Origin of the sequence: Streptomyces globisporus, assembly GCF_003501885.1 — a bacterium.
GTDB lineage: Bacteria > Actinomycetota > Actinomycetes > Streptomycetales > Streptomycetaceae > Streptomyces > Streptomyces globisporus_D.
In genome coordinates this window covers 1-15,900 of the sequence record NZ_QWFA01000206.1, presented here as the reverse complement: position 1 = coordinate 15,900, position 15,900 = coordinate 1, and the positions used below count along the sequence as shown (strand labels likewise).

General features: G+C 70.9%; 14 protein-coding genes and 2 pseudogenes. 5 read left to right on the top strand and 11 right to left on the bottom strand.

Going from position 1 to position 15,900, the window contains the following annotated elements; all coding sequences use genetic code 11:
- Positions 1–130: 130 nt before the first annotated feature.
- The 7 genes and pseudogenes from D3105_RS35805 to D3105_RS28670 form a co-directional block, all read right to left on the bottom strand.
- A complete protein-coding gene (locus D3105_RS35805; protein ID WP_276311874.1) occupies positions 131–253 on the bottom strand; it encodes a hypothetical protein in 123 nt (40 codons plus the stop codon).
- Between the two features lie 107 nt (positions 254–360).
- A pseudogene (locus D3105_RS28695) lies at positions 361–1,298 on the bottom strand (carbohydrate kinase family protein).
- An 80-nt stretch (positions 1,299–1,378) separates the two neighbouring features.
- On the bottom strand, positions 1,379–2,590 hold the full coding sequence (gene metK, locus D3105_RS28690) for a methionine adenosyltransferase (protein ID WP_118905876.1): 1,212 nt from the start codon (positions 2,588–2,590) through the stop codon (positions 1,379–1,381).
- Between the two features lie 49 nt (positions 2,591–2,639).
- Positions 2,640–3,287, bottom strand: coding sequence for a class I SAM-dependent DNA methyltransferase (locus tag D3105_RS28685; protein ID WP_118905875.1), 648 nt, complete (start codon positions 3,285–3,287; stop codon positions 2,640–2,642).
- Positions 3,288–3,302: 15 nt separating this feature from the next.
- A complete protein-coding gene (locus D3105_RS28680) occupies positions 3,303–4,310 on the bottom strand; it encodes a DMT family transporter (RefSeq protein ID WP_118905874.1) in 1,008 nt (335 codons plus the stop codon).
- The gene (locus D3105_RS28675) at positions 4,310–5,308 is read right to left on the bottom strand and encodes a PLP-dependent cysteine synthase family protein (protein WP_118905873.1); all 999 of its coding nucleotides are present in this window, start codon (positions 5,306–5,308) and stop codon (positions 4,310–4,312) included. The genes D3105_RS28680 and D3105_RS28675 overlap by 1 nt, the downstream gene beginning before the upstream one ends.
- A gap of 78 nt (positions 5,309–5,386) precedes the next feature.
- On the bottom strand, positions 5,387–6,373 hold the full coding sequence (locus tag D3105_RS28670) for a class I SAM-dependent methyltransferase (protein ID WP_118905872.1): 987 nt from the start codon (positions 6,371–6,373) through the stop codon (positions 5,387–5,389).
- 386 nt (positions 6,374–6,759) lie between these two features.
- Between D3105_RS28670 and D3105_RS28665 the strand changes: the two genes are divergently transcribed.
- From D3105_RS28665 to D3105_RS28655, 3 genes are all read left to right on the top strand, one after another.
- Entirely contained in the window at positions 6,760–7,398 is a 639-nt protein-coding gene (locus tag D3105_RS28665; RefSeq protein ID WP_165891099.1) for a class II aldolase/adducin family protein, read from the top strand.
- Positions 7,395–7,970 carry a cupin gene (locus D3105_RS28660; protein ID WP_118905870.1) on the top strand — a complete coding sequence of 192 codons (576 nt, stop codon included), beginning with the start codon at positions 7,395–7,397 and terminating at the stop codon, positions 7,968–7,970. The genes D3105_RS28665 and D3105_RS28660 overlap by 4 nt, the downstream gene beginning before the upstream one ends.
- 175 nt (positions 7,971–8,145) lie before the next feature.
- Positions 8,146–9,429 carry a helix-turn-helix domain-containing protein gene (locus D3105_RS28655; RefSeq protein WP_165891098.1) on the top strand — a complete coding sequence of 428 codons (1,284 nt, stop codon included), beginning with the start codon at positions 8,146–8,148 and terminating at the stop codon, positions 9,427–9,429.
- A 23-nt stretch (positions 9,430–9,452) separates the two neighbouring features.
- Here D3105_RS28655 and D3105_RS28650 read toward each other — a convergent pair whose 3' ends face one another.
- Complete coding sequence (locus D3105_RS28650) at positions 9,453–9,998, bottom strand: TetR/AcrR family transcriptional regulator (RefSeq protein WP_118905868.1); 546 nt, start codon at positions 9,996–9,998, stop codon at positions 9,453–9,455.
- Between the two features lie 345 nt (positions 9,999–10,343).
- On the opposite strand from D3105_RS28650, the gene D3105_RS28645 reads away from it, so the two are divergent.
- Positions 10,344–11,039, top strand: coding sequence for a haloacid dehalogenase type II (locus D3105_RS28645; RefSeq protein ID WP_118905867.1), 696 nt, complete (start codon positions 10,344–10,346; stop codon positions 11,037–11,039).
- A gap of 150 nt (positions 11,040–11,189) precedes the next feature.
- Positions 11,190–12,389, top strand: a complete 1,200-nt coding sequence (locus D3105_RS28640) for an aminotransferase class V-fold PLP-dependent enzyme (RefSeq protein ID WP_118905866.1) — start codon at positions 11,190–11,192, stop codon at positions 12,387–12,389.
- 52 nt (positions 12,390–12,441) lie between these two features.
- Here the strand turns inward: D3105_RS28640 and D3105_RS28635 are convergent, their stop codons facing one another.
- The 3 genes and pseudogenes from D3105_RS28635 to D3105_RS28625 form a co-directional block, all read right to left on the bottom strand.
- Entirely contained in the window at positions 12,442–14,565 is a 2,124-nt protein-coding gene (locus D3105_RS28635; protein WP_118905865.1) for an ATP-binding protein, read from the bottom strand.
- Entirely contained in the window at positions 14,562–15,266 is a 705-nt protein-coding gene (locus tag D3105_RS28630; protein ID WP_118905864.1) for a DUF4255 domain-containing protein, read from the bottom strand. The genes D3105_RS28635 and D3105_RS28630 overlap by 4 nt, the downstream gene beginning before the upstream one ends.
- Positions 15,263–15,900: pseudogene (locus tag D3105_RS28625) on the bottom strand (hypothetical protein); the annotation flags it as partial. The gene D3105_RS28630 and the pseudogene D3105_RS28625, both read right to left, overlap by 4 nt.

Sequence of the window (15,900 nt, the reverse complement as noted above, 5' to 3'; positions counted from 1 at the left end):
TGCCCGCTGATCCGCGACGCGGTGGCGTTCTGACGCACCGTGGGCGGCGCGGCGGATGCGGGCCGCCCTGCGGTTCGGGCCCGTTGCCCGGCCCGGCCTGCCGACGGTGTCTCTCGGCGTCGCGCGAGCGTCAGGACGTCTCGCAGCGCCTGCCCGCCGGAGCCTTCAGCCCCAGTCTGATGGCGTGCCCCGCGTTGACGCCGTACGCGATGTCCCGCAGCAGGTTCCAGGCTTTGTACAGCAGCGTTCGCATCAGGCATCTCCCTGAGGTCGCGCCCGGGTCCGGGCAACGGGAAAGCTCCTGAGGTGAAGTATACATACCTGTTTAGCAACATCCAGGGAGAAGGCCGTCCTCCCAGGTCAGGAGAGGTTGGCGAGACGCGGTTCCGCGGTTCGCGCCGCGTCGGGGCCGTAGGCGCGCTCGATGCGCGCGATCAGCTCGGCCGGGACCGGCTTGTACTCCTGGGTGCCGATCGCTTCGAGCACCGTGGTGGCCAGCGCGCAGCCCAGCCGCGCCGCCTGCTCCTGCGGCCACCCCCACGCCGTACCGGCGAGGAAGCCCGAGCGGAAGGCGTCTCCCGCGCCGGTGGGATCGGCGATCCGCTCCGCGGGCACGGCCGGGACCCGCTGCTCGGGTGCGCCGCCCCGGGCCAGGGCGACGCCTTCCGCGCCCAGGGTCGTGATCCAGGTGCCGACGCGGCCGAGGAGATCGGCCTTGGACCATCCGGTGCGTTCGACGAGCAGTGCCTCCTCGTACTCGTTGGTGAACAGCCACCGCGCCCCGTCGACCAGCTGACGCGCCTGGTCGCGGCCGAGGCGGGCCAACTGCTGCGAGGGATCGGCCGCTACGGGGATGCCGAGGCGGTGGGCGGTGGNACCGACGACGCCGGCGGCAGGTCCGCGAGGCCCGCCAGGTCGATCCGGCGGGCCTCGGCCATGGCGCCGGCGTAGAAGGTGGCGATCTGGTTCTGGTCCTCGTCGGTGGTGCAGACGAACCGCGCGGTGTGCAGGGACCCGCTGACCCGGACGGCGGAGGTGTCCACGCCGTGCGATCGCAGCCAGGCGCCGTACTCCGCGAAGTCCGCTCCTGCGGCGCCGACGAGAGTCGGCTCCAGTCCCAACAGGCCCAGCCCGAAGCAGATGTTGGCGCCGACACCTCCCCTGCGCACCTCCAGGGCGTCGGCGAGGAACGACAGGGACACCCGCTCCAGCTGTTCCTTGATCAGTTGTTCGGCGAAGCGGCCGGGGAAGGTCAGCAGATGGTCGGTCGCGATGGACCCGGTGACGGCGATACGCACGGACAGGGCTCCTCGAAGCTGTGGCGGGTGGAAGACGCGGCGAGGGAGGGAGAGTGCGGCGTCGACCGGGCCCGGTGCCCTCAGCCGGCCGTGACCGCCGCGCGCAGGGCGTCGGCACGGTCGGTTCGTTCCCAGGTGAACTCGGCCAACTCGCGGCCGAAGTGGCCGTAGGCGGCGGTTCGGGCGTAGATGGGCCGCAGCAGGTCGAGATCCCGGATGATCGCGGCCGGACGGAGGTCGAAGACCTGCCGGACGGCTGACTCGATCCTGGCCACGGCGACCGTGTTGGTGCCGAAGGTCTCGACCAGCAGCCCTACCGGTTCGGCCTTTCCGATGGCATAGGCGACCTGGGTCTCGCAGCGTGCCGCGAGACCCGCCGCGACGACGTTCTTGGCGACCCAGCGCATCGCGTAGGCCGCTGAACGGTCCACCTTGGAGGGGTCCTTGCCGGAGAAGGCGCCACCACCGTGGCGGGCCATGCCCCCGTACGTATCGATGATGATCTTACGTCCGGTGAGGCCCGCGTCGCCCATCGGTCCGCCGATCTCGAAGCGGCCGGTCGGGTTGGTCAGCAGGCGGTACTCGTCCGTCTCCACCTTGATGCCGTCCTCCGCCAGCCCGGTGAGCACATGCTCGACGACGTGCTCGCGGATGTCGGGGGCGAGAACGCCGTCCAGGTCGATGTCGCCGGCGTGCTGCGAGGAGACCACCACGGTGTCCAGCCGGACCGGGCGGCTTCCGGCGTACTCCACCGTGACCTGGGTCTTCCCGTCCGGTCGGAGATAGGGGACGATGCCCTCCTTGCGGACCTCCGCCAGCCTTCGGGAGAGGCGGTGGGCCAGCTCGATCGGCAACGGCATGAGGCCGGGCGTCTCGGCGGTCGCGTATCCGAACATCAGGCCCTGGTCACCCGCGCCTTGTTCGCCGAGCTCGTCCTCCTCGCCCTCCACCCTCCTCTCGTACGCCGAGTCGACGCCCCGCGCGATGTCCGGCGACTGCGCGCCGATCGACACCGACACACCGCAGGACGCCCCGTCGAAGCCTTTGGCGGACGAGTCGTACCCGATGTCGAGAATCTTCTGCCGCACCAGGTTCGCGATGTCGACGTAGGCGGTGGTCGACACCTCGCCCGCGATATGGACCTGGCCGGTGGTGATCAGTGTCTCGACCGCGACGCGTGAGGAGGGGTCGCGGCTGAGCAGTGCGTCGAGAACGGTGTCGCTTATCTGGTCGGCGATCTTGTCGGGGTGCCCCTCGGTCACGGACTCCGAGGTGAAGAGGGTGCGGGACATGGGCGCTCCAGAGACGTGGCGGGATGAGGACGGCGGCGCCGGCCGGCCGTTACGACGTGGTGGTGTTCTTGCGGAACACCCAGTAGTCGGCGCCCTCTTCGGCGATGTAGCCCGCGTCCGGCATCGTGAACCGGAGCGTGGCGAGCGCCGCGACCTCCGGTGACAGCGCGAACTTCTCGAAGCCGGTCTCCGTGGCGTAGGAGCCCCGGGTGGAGACCAGGATCAGCCCGCCCGGCCTGGCGTACTCGATCAGGGTCAGCAGCGCCGGCGGCCGTACGTGGCCGAGGGTGAAGACCCCGCTGCTGACGACGATGCCGTACTGGGAGAGCCGGGCGTCCCGCTCCGGCACCGAGAGGTCCACACCGCCGTAGACCTTGCGGTAGGCGTTGGTCTTGCGGGCCTCGGCGGCCATGTTCTCGGAGAGGTCGACGCCGTCGATCTCGTACGGGCCCAGCGTCTTGAGGACGCTGCCGACGAGGCCGGTGCCGCAGCCGGCGTCGAATATCTCCGTGTCCGGTGTCCCGTAGGCCGAGGCGAGCAGGTGCACGAAGTTCGCGGCGACCCTCGGCGCGATCCATTTCTGGTCGGCGAGGTCCGCGTCGTAGCCCGTCGCCCAGTTCTCGTAGTAGTTCTTCAGCCCGGGGGCGTCCCCGAAGAAGACGTGCGACTGCTTGATGTTCGTGAACGAGCTGCTCATGGAATGACCTCTCTGTCAGGTAGGGGCAGGTACTTCTGACGTGTCCGCCTTCTTGTCGCCGGCGCCCTCCGCATCCCCGCTGCCGCGTATGCGCAGTCGGGAGTTCTTCACGTCGAAGAGCATGTAGACGGCGATGCCCGCGAGGACGAAGAGCGCTCCGGTCACTTCCGACCAGGTGGGCAGGCGGTTCTCCACGGGAAGGCTGAGGACGGCACCGAAGATGGTCTCCGTGGCGAGCAGCGGGCCGACGAGGGGGACGGGAATCCCCTGCGCGGCCTTCACCCAGATCAGGGTCCCCCACCACGAGGCGATGACTCCGAGGAACACACACCACGCGACGATCTTGAACAGCGGATACGGCTCGAACGTCTCGGGGGGAGTCGAGGCGATGGCGAAGGGCAGCAGCACCATCGAGGCGCCGCCGGCCCCCATGGCCACGAGTCCCGCCCAGAGGGTGGGGTCGGGCTTGGTCTCCCAGGTGCGCTGCGACTGGGCGTTGCGGACCACGAAGTAGGACCAGGTCAGCATGGCGCCGATCGCGAGCAGGATCGCGAAGATCGAGTCGTTGGCGCCTTCGAGGTCCTTCCCCGAGATGAGGTCCGAGACGCTGAGCAGTCCCAGACCGACGATGATCAGGACCACGGGAGCGATGAGCTCGCGCCAGGGCATGCGCTTCTCTGCGAAGTTTCCGGCCACCGCGATGGTGATGGGCGACGATCCGACGACGACGGCCGTGATGAATCCGCTGTCCATGGTCGCCGAGTACGAGACGCAGACGTAGAAGATGAAGTAGCCGACGAAACCGATCCACAGGCCGAAGAAGATTCTCCGCCCGGGCATCAGCTTCAACTGCTTCCGGCCCCTCCACAGGATGTAGAGGCCGCAGAGACCGAACAGGGAATAGCGCCCGGTGACCAGGAGCAGTTCACTCGCGGGTTGCACCGCGGCCGGGGCAACGAAGGCGAAAGCCCACAGGAGGGCGGCCGTCAGTGCGGCGATGACGTTCTTCGGCGTGCTTCCCATTACAGATTGCTGTTCCGTTCGGAGGTGTACCCGGCGCTGAATCCGTTCTCCTTCAGCCAGCTCGGGTTGTAGATCTTCGACAGGTACTTGCTCCCGCTGTCCGGGAGCACGGTGGCGACGACGGCCGGTCCCTTCAGCGAGCGGGCCACGCGCACGGCGCCCCAGACGTTGGCGCCGGACGTCCCACCGCAGACGAGACCCTCGCGCCGCGCCAGGTGGTGGCACGCGGTGAAGGCGTCGGCGTCGGTGAACCGCATGACGTCGTCGATGACCGAGAAGTCCATGCATTCGGCGAGGTGGTCCTCGCCGACGCCCTCGACGAAGTACGGGGCGATCTCGGTGGGGTCGACCACCCCGTCGTGGAAGTAGCGGTGGTAGACGGAGCCGACCGGGTCCAGCAGCACGGAGGTGACGGCCGGATTCCGTTCCTTCAGGAAGCGGGAGACCCCGGAGATCGTCCCGCCGGTGCTGCCCGAGGCGACGAACGCCGTCACGGAATCGCCGAGCGCATCCCAGATCTCCGGACCCGTGGAACGGAAGTGCGCCTCGGCGTTGAGGGGGTTGTCGTACTGGTTCAGCATGAACGAGCCCGGTGTCTCGGCGTGGATGCGCCGGGCGCAGGTCACGTAGTGCTTCGCCGAGCCGGGAGCGGCCGAGGTCGGGCAGACGACGACCTCGGCGCCCAGGGCACGCAGGGCGTCACGCTTCTCGTCGCTGACCTTGTCCGGCATCGTGAGGATGGCGCGGTACCCACGTGTGGCCGCGAGCATGGCGATCGCCGCGCCCGTGTTCCCCGAGGTGTTCTCGACGATCGTCCCGCCGGGCCGGAGCAGGCCGCGTCGCTCGGCGTCGGCCAGGATGTAACTGACCATGCGGTCCTTGATGCTGCCGCCCGGATTCAGGAATTCGAGCTTGGCGAAAAGGCGAACGCCGGAGGGAACATCGAACGTGGTCAGTTCCACCAGAGGTGTCTTTCCGATGATCGACTGAACATTCATTCCGAGTCCTTACGTCAGCGGCGTCGGGCAGGTGACGGGGTTTCGGGCCGGCGGACGACCGGTCGCCACGCTCCGGGATCAGAGAGCTGATTCGGGGATTTTCACGGAGTCGAGGATGGCGACGGTGTGACCGACCCTCTCGCCCCTTTCCACCCGGGCGAGGGCATCCACCGCCGATATCTCGTGAGGCGCGAGCTCCTTCTCCAGCTGGAGGGCCTGCGCGCCGGCGGCCGCCACCGTGAGTCCGGCGAAAGCCTCTCGCAACACGTCTACCGGGTAGAAATGGAAGGGCCCGAGCCCTTCCCGCTCCCACCGGGCGTAGCCGCCGACGACGTCCAGCGGCTCGGACTGGATCTTCCAGGTGTAGGTCAGGATGCCGCCGTTGTATCCGGCGGCACTGGACAGCGCCAGGATCTCCGACAGCGGCACCCGCGCCCCGATCGACGAGAGCACCCGGCCCCCGACCCGGAGGACCGGGTGTGCCTGCTGCAGGGCGAGGTAGTGCAGGGTGACCAGGTTCTTCTCGGCGAAGCCGGGGATCTCCTCACTCCGCTCCCCGATGAACGTCGAACTCGTCTGGCCGTCGTCGAGGTCACCGACGCCCGCCATGGGGATGTTGGGGAGGTTCTCGTAGACGACGTCCACCTGCGCGACCTTGCCGGCGAGCGGCGCGAGGATGTCCCCGGCGCCTCCGACCAGTTCGACGTCCCGGGCGAGGAGGTTGCCGCGTATGTTCTGCCGCGCATGCTCGAGAACGTCCTCGTGCAGGTCCGTGAAGCCCACCGACCGCGAGCGGAGGATCTCCACGGCGGCCAGGACGTCCAGGCCGGCCCCGGTGCCGATGGTGCAGAACTTCGGGGCGAGGAACCCCATCCGGGCAAGGGTCTTGAACGCGGGCACGGCGACGCTGGCGACCCAGTCCGCGCGCGGATCGTCCGCCTTCGGCAGGTAGGAGTGATCCGACAGCTTGATTTCCACGGATGACTTGATCCGTTCGGGCTTTCCGATCTGGAAGAACTCGCTCGGGGACACAACCAGTTCCGCGGTGTTGATACGTGAACCCATCTCAGCCTCCTGCGACATGGCGAAAGCTCTGCCGGTACAAAGAATTCCGGCCGGCACCCGGAGAAATGAACGGTGCGCCGGACAGCACCCCTACGAGACGTTGTTCATCCCATGAAGGCGTTCTCACTATCGCGCCGTTCCGGAATCCGTGTACAGGGCACCCCTGTTGCCACTCGACTGGCAACAGCAGCATCACCGAACCACCCACCAGCAGATGGAGGAGGCCCTTTCCGGCCACCCGGCGGGACGCCGTTGACACGTCGAGAAGGGACTCCCTAGCCTGTAGCTATACCGGTTGGTATAGCCCCTCTCCTCGGTCCGAGGGAGGGGCGCGTGCCAGCCGTCTGTCCGGCCAGGTGCCCGAACGGTCCCTGGACATCACCGCCATGACAGCGAGGGGGAAGTCCGTGAAGCCCGTACGGGTCCACGAGGACGTCGAACTGCACCGTGCACGGGTGCTGCTCGCCTGTCGGTCGCTGGACCGGTCCGGTCCACCGGGAGAGGCATCCGGCTGCGTCTCGATCCGGTCGGGCGAGGCCCTCGTCATCTCGACCGGCGGGATGGACGGGGAGTCGCCGGGGGCTGACCCGGATGCCGTGCTGATCGACCCGGAGGAGGGGCTGCCCCTGCTCGGGGAGTCCGCCTGGCCTCCCCCCGGGACACCGGTGCATCTCGCCATCCACCGGCGGGTTCCGGGCGGCGGAGCCGTGATCCACACGTGCGAGCCCACCACCGTGTCACTGGCGGAGCTGGTCGCCGCGGCCCCCTCCACCGGCGCGACGGTGCTGAGGGTCGCCCCCGATCGGCGGGTCATGCCCGGGCGGGACGAAGTGGCCGGCCTGGAGATGCTCATGGGCCTCTCCGGCCACGAGGCCGCCGTCCTGTTCGACGGCCGGGGTGTCTTCACCTGGGGCCGGAGCCCGGACGAGGCGCTGAGCAAGCTGGAGCGGATCAGGACGCTCGGTCGCACCCTGGCACCGACGGCCCCCGTCGGCCCGGAGGAGACCGAGGGGAAGACCTGGTGACGTTGCTCCAGGTCATGGCGGCCTGCGACCCCGGTGCGATACGGCTGCGGTCGGAGGACCCGGAGGTCATCCGCGCCCAATTGCTGAGGATCGGGGTGCGTTTCTCCCGATGGCGCGCCGCCCGGCGGATTCCCGTCGACGCGGACGACGCGACGATCCTCAACGCCTACCGGAGCCACATCGACCATGTGAGCGCCGAGAACGGCTACCGGGTGGTCGACATCAGACGCCTCACGCCGGCGCCGGCCGGCCCAGGGCAGCGGCGCTCACGGGCGAACCGCGAGAAGTTCCGTCGGCGCCATCTGCACGAGGAGGATGTGGTGCGCTTCGTCGTGGGGGGAGTCGGCTGTCATTACCTCCACGCCGCGGGCCAGGTGTACGCACTGGTCTGCACCGCCGGGGACCTGCTTTCGGTGCCCAGCCGCACGGGGCACTGGTTCGACGCCGGAGCCGACCCCCTCTACACGTCCGTCCGCTTCCTTCGTGCGGGCGAACGGTCCGGTGTCCGATTCCAACCGGGCGACACGGCCGCCCGGTTCCCGACGCTCGACGATCTTCTGGCGCTGCCCTGAGCGGCAGTCCCCCCACTCGGCTGACCTCCGTCGCCCACGAATCACGGCGCGGTCATGCGACTTCAGGGAGTTCGCAGTGCTACGGAATTCAGTACAGGACAGCACAGGAAACCGACCGGACCCACGTGGCTCCGACCGTCCGAACGGTACCGAATCGCCCGGGACGTTCGGCTGCTTGCTCCGGACCCAGCGCGAGCGGCGCGGGCTCTCCCTCACGCAGCTCGCCACCCTGGTGCACTTCAACCGGGGACATCTCAGCAAGGTGGAGAACGGCAAGCGCACGCCGTCGGTGGTCCTCGCGGCGGCCTGCGACCGGGTGCTGGATTCCGGGAGCAGGTTCACGGCCATCGCGACGGCGCTCGAAGCCGCTGCCCGGCCGAGCCCCGGATGGGTCCATCCGGCGCAACTGCCGGCGACCAAGCGCCACTTCACCGGCAGACAGCGCCATCTGGACCAGCTGAACGAGTGGCTGTGCGACGACCGGTCCCTCGCCCTGCCCGTCGCGGTGATCAACGGTCCGCCGGGCGTGGGGAAGACCGCCCTGGCAGTCGAGTGGGCACATCAGGCGGTCCGCGACGGCCGCTTCGCCGACGGGCAGTTCTTCGTCGACCTCGAAGGCCCGGAGCCGGGAGACGCGGCCGACCCGTTCGACGTGCTGGGGCACCTTCTCCACGCGGTGGGCGTGCCCGGTGAGCGGCTGCCGGCCGACCTGCACCAGCGAGCCGCCACCTTCCGCTCCTATCTGCACGGGCGCCAGGTGCTGCTGGTCCTCGACAACGCCGCCGACGCCCAGCAGGTGCAGCATCTGCTGCCCGGCTCGCCGGGCAGCGCCGTCGTGGTGACCAGCCGTTCGCGCCTGCCCGGACTGCTGTCCCGAGTGGACGCGGCCACCCTGCCGATGATGGAGCTGTGCCGTCCGGAGGCCGCCGAACTGCTCCGCGCCATGATCGGCGACGCGCGCGCGGACGCCGACCCCGCCGCACTGACGGTGCTGGCGGAACGGTGTGGACGGCTGCCCCTGGCCCTGGTGCTGGCGGCGGAGAACATCGTGAGCTGCCAGCACCCCAGCGCCGACCGACTGGCCGCGGAGCTCAAGGCGGAGGAAGCCCGGCTGGCCCTGGCCGAAGGAGACGTGGCCCTGCGCCACACGTTCGACACGTCCTACCGGGCTCTCGACGAGCCGAGCGCACGGATATTCCGGCTCCTGGGGCTGCTGCCCGGCCAGGTGATCGACGTCGCGGCCACCGCGGTGACCGCGGGGGTCAGCCATGACGAGGCCGTACGGCTGCTGCGCGATCTGGCGAGCGCCCATCTGATCCGTCGGCAGGACGAGCGTCACTACCTGATGCACGACCTCTTACGCGCCTACGCCGCGGATCTCTCCCGGCGACTGGACGGCGCCACGGCATCCGCACGGAAGGAGGACCGGGCGCGGGCCGAGAAGGCGCTCGTCGCCTGACAGGTCCACCCCGGCCCCCGGCATCAGGCGGCGAGGGACCTCTCGATGAGGACGGCAGCCACTTCTTCCGCCCGACGCACGGCCTGGTCCACCGAGCCCATGGGCCCCGCGATGCAGGCTCCCTCGTGCAGGATGAGCACCTGGGCGGCCAGGTCGGCGGGCTCCTGGGCACCACCCTCCCGCGCGAGGTCCTCCAGGAAGGCGAGGAACCACGCCTTCTGGTCCCGCGCGACCTCCCGGGCCGGATGGTCCTCCGCCAGCTCCACGGACGCGTTGATGAACGCGCAGCCCCGCTTGTTCCGCTCGGTCGACCACTCCTGCAGAGCGCCGAACGTGGCGAGGATCCGGTCCCCCGGCGGTCCCTCGTGGCCGTTGACATGCTTGACCAGCGTGGACCTCCACAAGCCGTCCCGGGCCCGGAGGTAGGCGACGACGAGATCGTCCTTCGAGCCGAAGCAGTCGTAGAGCGTCTTCTTCGTGACGCCTGCCTGCTCCGCGATCGCCTCCACACCGACGGCTCGGATTCCGAGATCGTAGAAGAGCCGGGAGGCTGTTTCGAGGACCTTCACGCCGGCCGGCGTCAGATGGTGGGCACCACGACGCTTTGTCCTCGTAACGTGGGTTTCACTACTGATGGTCACCTGCCCAACGGTACACCCAGCGGTATACAGAAGGTAGCCTCCGCCAGGCGGGAATCGAACGCGGGTACCTGCGTGGTCGCCCCGTCGCGGCCCCGGCCCGCGCGTACGCCTCCTTCGGGCTCCGCGGCCTCCGCCTGCCCGGACAACGCCCTCGCTCGCCCCGGGACACGCCCTCGATCGGCCCCATCACGCCTCCGTGCCCCGTCGGCGGGCCAGCCTGCCGGGGATGGCGATCGCGCAGCGCGACGCCCGGGCGCGGAAAGGGGCGGGGAGATGACTCCGGCAAGCAGGATCGAGGTCGCCGTCTTCGATGTCCTCGGCACGATGGTCGATCAGCCGGGCGGGCTGCGGACCGCGATCCGCGAAGCGTTCCCGTCCGCGGACGAGGCGACCGCCGACCGGCTGCTCGCCGACTGGGAGGAGCACGTCGCCCGTGAACAGCGCCGCATCGCCGACGGCGAACGCCCCTACGCGGACTCCGCGGTCCTGGACCGCGAGGCGGTCGAGCGAGTGGCGGGCGATGCCGGGCTGACGGACCCCGACGCCCTGCGGCGTCTCGCCACGGCCGGTGAGCGTCTGGCCCCCTGGGAGGACTCCCTCACCGGCCTCGCCGCATTCGCGCGCCTGTTTCCGGTCGTCGGTCTCACGAACGCCAGTCGCGCGGTCCTGCTCCGCCTCAACGCCCACACCGGGCTGCGCTGGCATCAAGCGCTCTCGGCGGAGGACGCCCGCGCGTTCAAGCCGGGGAAGGCGGTCTACCAGCTCGCCCTCGACACCGCGGCCTGCCCGCCGGACCGTACGGTGATGATCGCCGCCCACGCCTGGGATCTCCGGGGCGCCCAGGCCCTGGGCATGCGCACGGCCTATGTGCACCGCCCCGGCGGGGACCCGCCGAAGGACACCGACCGCTTCGACTGGCGGGCGGGCGGTCTGGAGGAACTGGCCGCGGAACTGGCCCCGTTCGCCTAGGGCGTGTCCGGCCCTGATCCGCCGGACACGCCCTGGCGGGCGGAGGGACTCGCCCCCGGCACCCTCGACCCGGGCGACCATGCCGTGATCCACTGGGCCGGTGCCCGGGAGCCGCGAGCCGCTGCGGCGCCGCGCCGACGGGAAGCGGGAATGGGGAACATGGACATCGAAGCGTTACGCCGGGACACGCCGGGCACCGCGAACCGGCTCCACCTCAACAACGCGGGCGCGGGCCTGCTGTCCCGGGGCACGCTCCGGACCGTGACCGCGCATCTGGAGCTGGAGGCCGCGATCGGCGGCTACGAGGCCGCGGATCAGGAACGCGAACGGATCGATGCCGTCCATGAGCACATCGCCCGGCTGGTGGGCGGCCGGGCGGACGAGGTCGCGCTCTTCGACAACGCCACCCACGCCTGGAACGCCGCGTTCTACTCCATGGAGTTCAAGCCGGGCGACCGCATCCTGACCGGTCGCGCCGAGTACGGCAGCAACGTGCTGGCCTATCTGCAGACAGCCCGGCGGACCGGCGCCGAGGTCGTCGTCGTCCCCGACGACGACTCCGGCAGGCTCGACACCACCGCCCTGGCGAACCTGATCGACGACCGCTGCAAGCTGGTGGGCGTCACCCACGTGCCCACCAGCGGCGGCTTGGTCAACCCGGTCGCCGAGATCGGGCGCGTCACCCGTGCCGCCGGGGTTCCCTTCCTCCTCGACGCCACCCAGTCGGTCGGGCAGTTCCCCGTGGACGTCGCGGAGGTGGGCTGCGACATGCTCAGCGCCACCGGCCGCAAGTTCCTGCGCGGCCCGCGCGGCACGGGCTTCCTGTGGGTCCGCACCGAGGCGCTCGGCCACCTGGAGCCGCACGTGGCGGAGACGGCGTCGGCCACCTGGGACGGCGGGCGCGGATTCACCTGGCACGACGGGGCGCGGCGGTTCGAGACCTGGGAGGTCAGCTACGCCAACACCCTGGGTCTCGGCGCCGCCGTCCAGGAGGCCCTGGACCTCGGCATCGACGAGATCGGGCGGCGAGCATGTGCCCTCGGCGCCCGTCTGCGCGACGGTCTTGACGCCCTTCCCGGCGTCAGCACCCACGATCTCGGCACGCGACGGTGCGCCATCGTCACCTGCAAAGTCGACGGCATGACCGCGGCCGACACCGCGACCGCCTTGGCCGCGCAGGGCATCAACGTCAGCGTCACGAACCCGAAGCAGACCCAGTTCGACACCGAGAACCGGGGCGTCCACCCGTTGGTCCGGCTCTCACCGCACTACTACAACACCGAGGCCGAGATCGACCGTACCGTCGGAGTCCTCGCGGAACTCGCCACGGCGGGTGGGCGATCACGGTGACGGGGCCAGCCCGGAGAAGTCGGCCGGCAAGTTCGCCGCACCACGTTCCGGACTACCGTCCCCCGCGCGCCCGTTCCTTCGCCAGCCACGGGCCGAACTCGCTCTCCAGCACGAGCCGTCCCAGCTTGCGGTACTCCTGGAGCACCGCCGTGACGAGCTGGTCCATCGTCAGCGCGGCCCCCGACTCCGCCGCGAGGTAGGCGGCGGTCACCGCGCAGGCCCGGATCGAGCCGCCCGCGAGCTCGAAGCGGTCCGCGCAGAACTCCAGGTCGAGCGTGGCGTCGCGCGGGATCGCCGGGCCCAGGCAGCGGTCCCACAGGGCGAGGCGCTGGCGGGCGTCGGGCATCGGGAACTCCGCGATCACGTCGAGGCGGCGGGTGAACGCCTCGTCGAGGTTGGCCCGGAGGTTGGTGGTGAGCACGGCGATGCCGTCGAAGGACTCCATGCGCTGGAGCAGGTAGGCGGACTCCATGTTGGCGTGCTTGTCGCGGGAGTCGTTCACCTGGGAGCGCTTGCCGAAGATCGCGTCGGCCTCGTCGAACAGCAGGATGCCGTTGACGTCGGACGCCTCGACGAAGATGCGCTCCAGGTTCTTCTCGGTCTCCCCGATGTACTTGTCGACCACCGTGGACAGGTCGACGACGTAGAGCTCCATGCCCAGTTCGGCGGCGACCACCTCGGCGGACATGGTCTTCCCGGTGCCGGACTCCCCGGCGAACAGGGCGATGACGCCTCTCCCCCGGCCGCCGCCCGGCCGCATCCGCCACTGCCCGAGGACCGTCTCGCGGTGGCGGGCGCGCAGGGCGAGTTCGGCGAGCTGGGTGCGGGTGGCCGGGGGCAGCACCAGGTCGTCCCAGCCGACGCCGGGTTCGATGCGGCGGGCGAGCCGCTCCAGGCCCGCGCCGTTCTGGGCGCGGACCGCCGCCCGCAGATCCTCCGGAGTCACGGGGCGGGGCCCGAGGACGGCCAGGCGGGAGGCGACGGTCGCGGCCCGGCGCAGCTGTCCGGAGTCGAGCCGGTAGGCGGCGGCCGCCTCGACGAGCGCGTCGTCGGCGGTGGCGTGCGCGGCGGACAGGCCGACCGAGCGACCCGCGTCGGCGAGCGCCCGTCGCCACTGCCGCGCCATGCCGTCGGGGCCGGGCGGCGGGACGGTGACGGGCACCGGGCTCTCCGGGGTCCACAGCGGGTCCCAGTTCTTCTTCCCGTACGCGATCAGGGGCGTGGAGCCGAGCGCCGCGCAGAGGGACCCGAGCAGGCGGGCCCCCTCGGGGCGTTCGGGGGCGAGCGTTTCGAGCGGGCCGAGGACCACCCCGGCCCGGCCGAGGCGGGCCTCGGTCGCCAACGCCCGTACGATCGCGGCTGGTTCCGGCGCGGTGGCGAGCGCGGCGATGTCGACGACGAGCGCGCGCCGGCCTGCGGTGCGCAGCGCCTCGACCGCGAGGCCGCACGGGTCGCCGCCCCGGTCGAGCAGGTGGACCAGGCCGCTGCCGGTACTGAGGACGGCGGCGGCCCGGGGCACTCCGGGCCGCTCGTCCGGCTCCGGCGGCTGCTCGGCCTCCCGGACGATCCCGCACAGTCGGCCGTCGATCGCATCGTCGCCGAGGAGATGCGCGGTGACGCGGTCGGGTACGCGCAACAAACGGGAGAGCAGCGGCCGTTCGGTGTCTGCGAGCTCCAGCAGGCCGCCCTCGACAAGCGGCGAGGACGGCGAGAACCGGAAGCGGCCGGAGCCGGCGGCGGGCAGCCCGCACAGCTCCAGGGCCAGGCCGACGGTGGGCCGACGGCGGGTGAGGTCGTCGTTGAGGTAGCCGTACAGGCGCTCGAACCGGGTGTCGATGTCCGGGGCGAGGGCGACCAGCAGGAGGTCGACGTCCGGGGGGGCGAGGCCGAAGCGTTCGGCCAACTCACCGAGCCGGCCGCCGCTTTCCGCGCCGGGCGGCACCCCGTCCCCGTACGCCGGCACGGGCGTGAACGCGTCGCGGGTCTCCAGGATCCGGGCCGCGGCCTCGGGGGTGAGGTACTGCCCCCGGTAGGGGTCGTCGGGATCCGGGTCGAGCGCGCGACGGGCGACGACGGCTTCCCTGACCCGCTGCTCGACGCGGCCTAGCCGCTCCCAGAGCAACTCGATATCGCTCAACTCACGTGATTGGTTGAGCTGTTGTGCTGCCGGATTCATCGTGCGGCGTTCCCCCGCCTGCGTCGGCCGGGCGGCAGCCGCCGCTCCCGGGGTGCGGTGAAGCCCTGCCCGCCGGGGTCGGCCGCCCCGTCGTAGCGCAGACGGCGGCCGGGGTCGCCGGGGTCGCCGTCCACGTGCGGCGCGGTCTTCACGACGAGGCCCTCGGTGACCGGAGGTCCGGCGGCGGTGCGTTCGCCGGCCAGCGGGGCGAGGACCCGGAGGTCGATGGCGGCCTTCAGTTCGCCGCCGAGCGCGGACCAGACGTCGGAGGCGGACGGGCCGCCGGCTCCGGGGCCAGCCGCCTCCAGCTCGACGGTCAGGCCGAGTTCGGCGAGGCTGCCGGTGTGCAGCCGGGCGGGCAGCGTGTCCGTGCGGACGAGGGTGCGCAACACCTCCGAGAGCAGCCGGTGCTCGTCCTGCGGGCGGTTGGTCCAGGCGGTGACCAGATAGGTCAGCTCGAACCAGCGCGGCGGGGTCCGCCACCCGGTGATCACGCCCTCCTCGTCGTGCGTCTCCGCCGTGCCGGTGCGCCGGCGGCCTGCGTCCTCGCGGATGCCGTGCAGGAAGACGCTGATGGTCGGGGCGTTGCGGCGGGCGGACCAGTCCTTCGTCGGGGCGTCGAAGACGAGGTCGACGCCGCTGTCCTCCAGTCCGGCCTCGGCCAGCAACAGCCGGAGCCCTTCGTCGACTTCGTGGATCATCGGCGGATCACCGAGTCGGGCGGGGTGATGGTGCCGAGCACCACGAGGAAGTCCGTCTTCACCGGGCTGAACCCGGGGCCCTTCGCGATGATGTCGCGCGGCCCGGTCTCGTCCTTGGCCAGGATGAGGAGCTGGGCGATGAACGTGCCGTCGCCCAGCGGCCGGGCCGGGGCGGCCGCGGCGGTGATGCCGGGCTTCCAGCTGAGGGTGACGGGCGCGCCGGGCGGGAAGTCCTTGCCGCGTACGGAGGTGACGAACCCGGGCTTGCCGACCTCGGGCACCGCGATGATCCGGGGTTGCAGGATGCGCAGCGGGATCCGCGAGACGTTGTCGCGGAGGTTCGCGTCGGTGCCGGTGGTGGTGAGCGACGCGGTGATGGTCGTACGGAGCGCCTTGTCGGGCGAGAGGACGACGCTGATGACCGTGGAGGCGCGGGGCGCGAGGTCGGGGAGCGTGCAGGCACCTGCGGCACAGCCTGCCGGGAGCGCTCCGGCGGGGATGCCCCGGGGCAGTCCGAGGTCCAGTCGGAGGCCGGTGGCCAGGGCGTTCCTGCCGTTGCGCACGGTGTACGTGACGACCACCTTCCCGCCGACGTAGCCGGGGCTGGGCTGGGCCCGCACGGTGACGGCAGGGC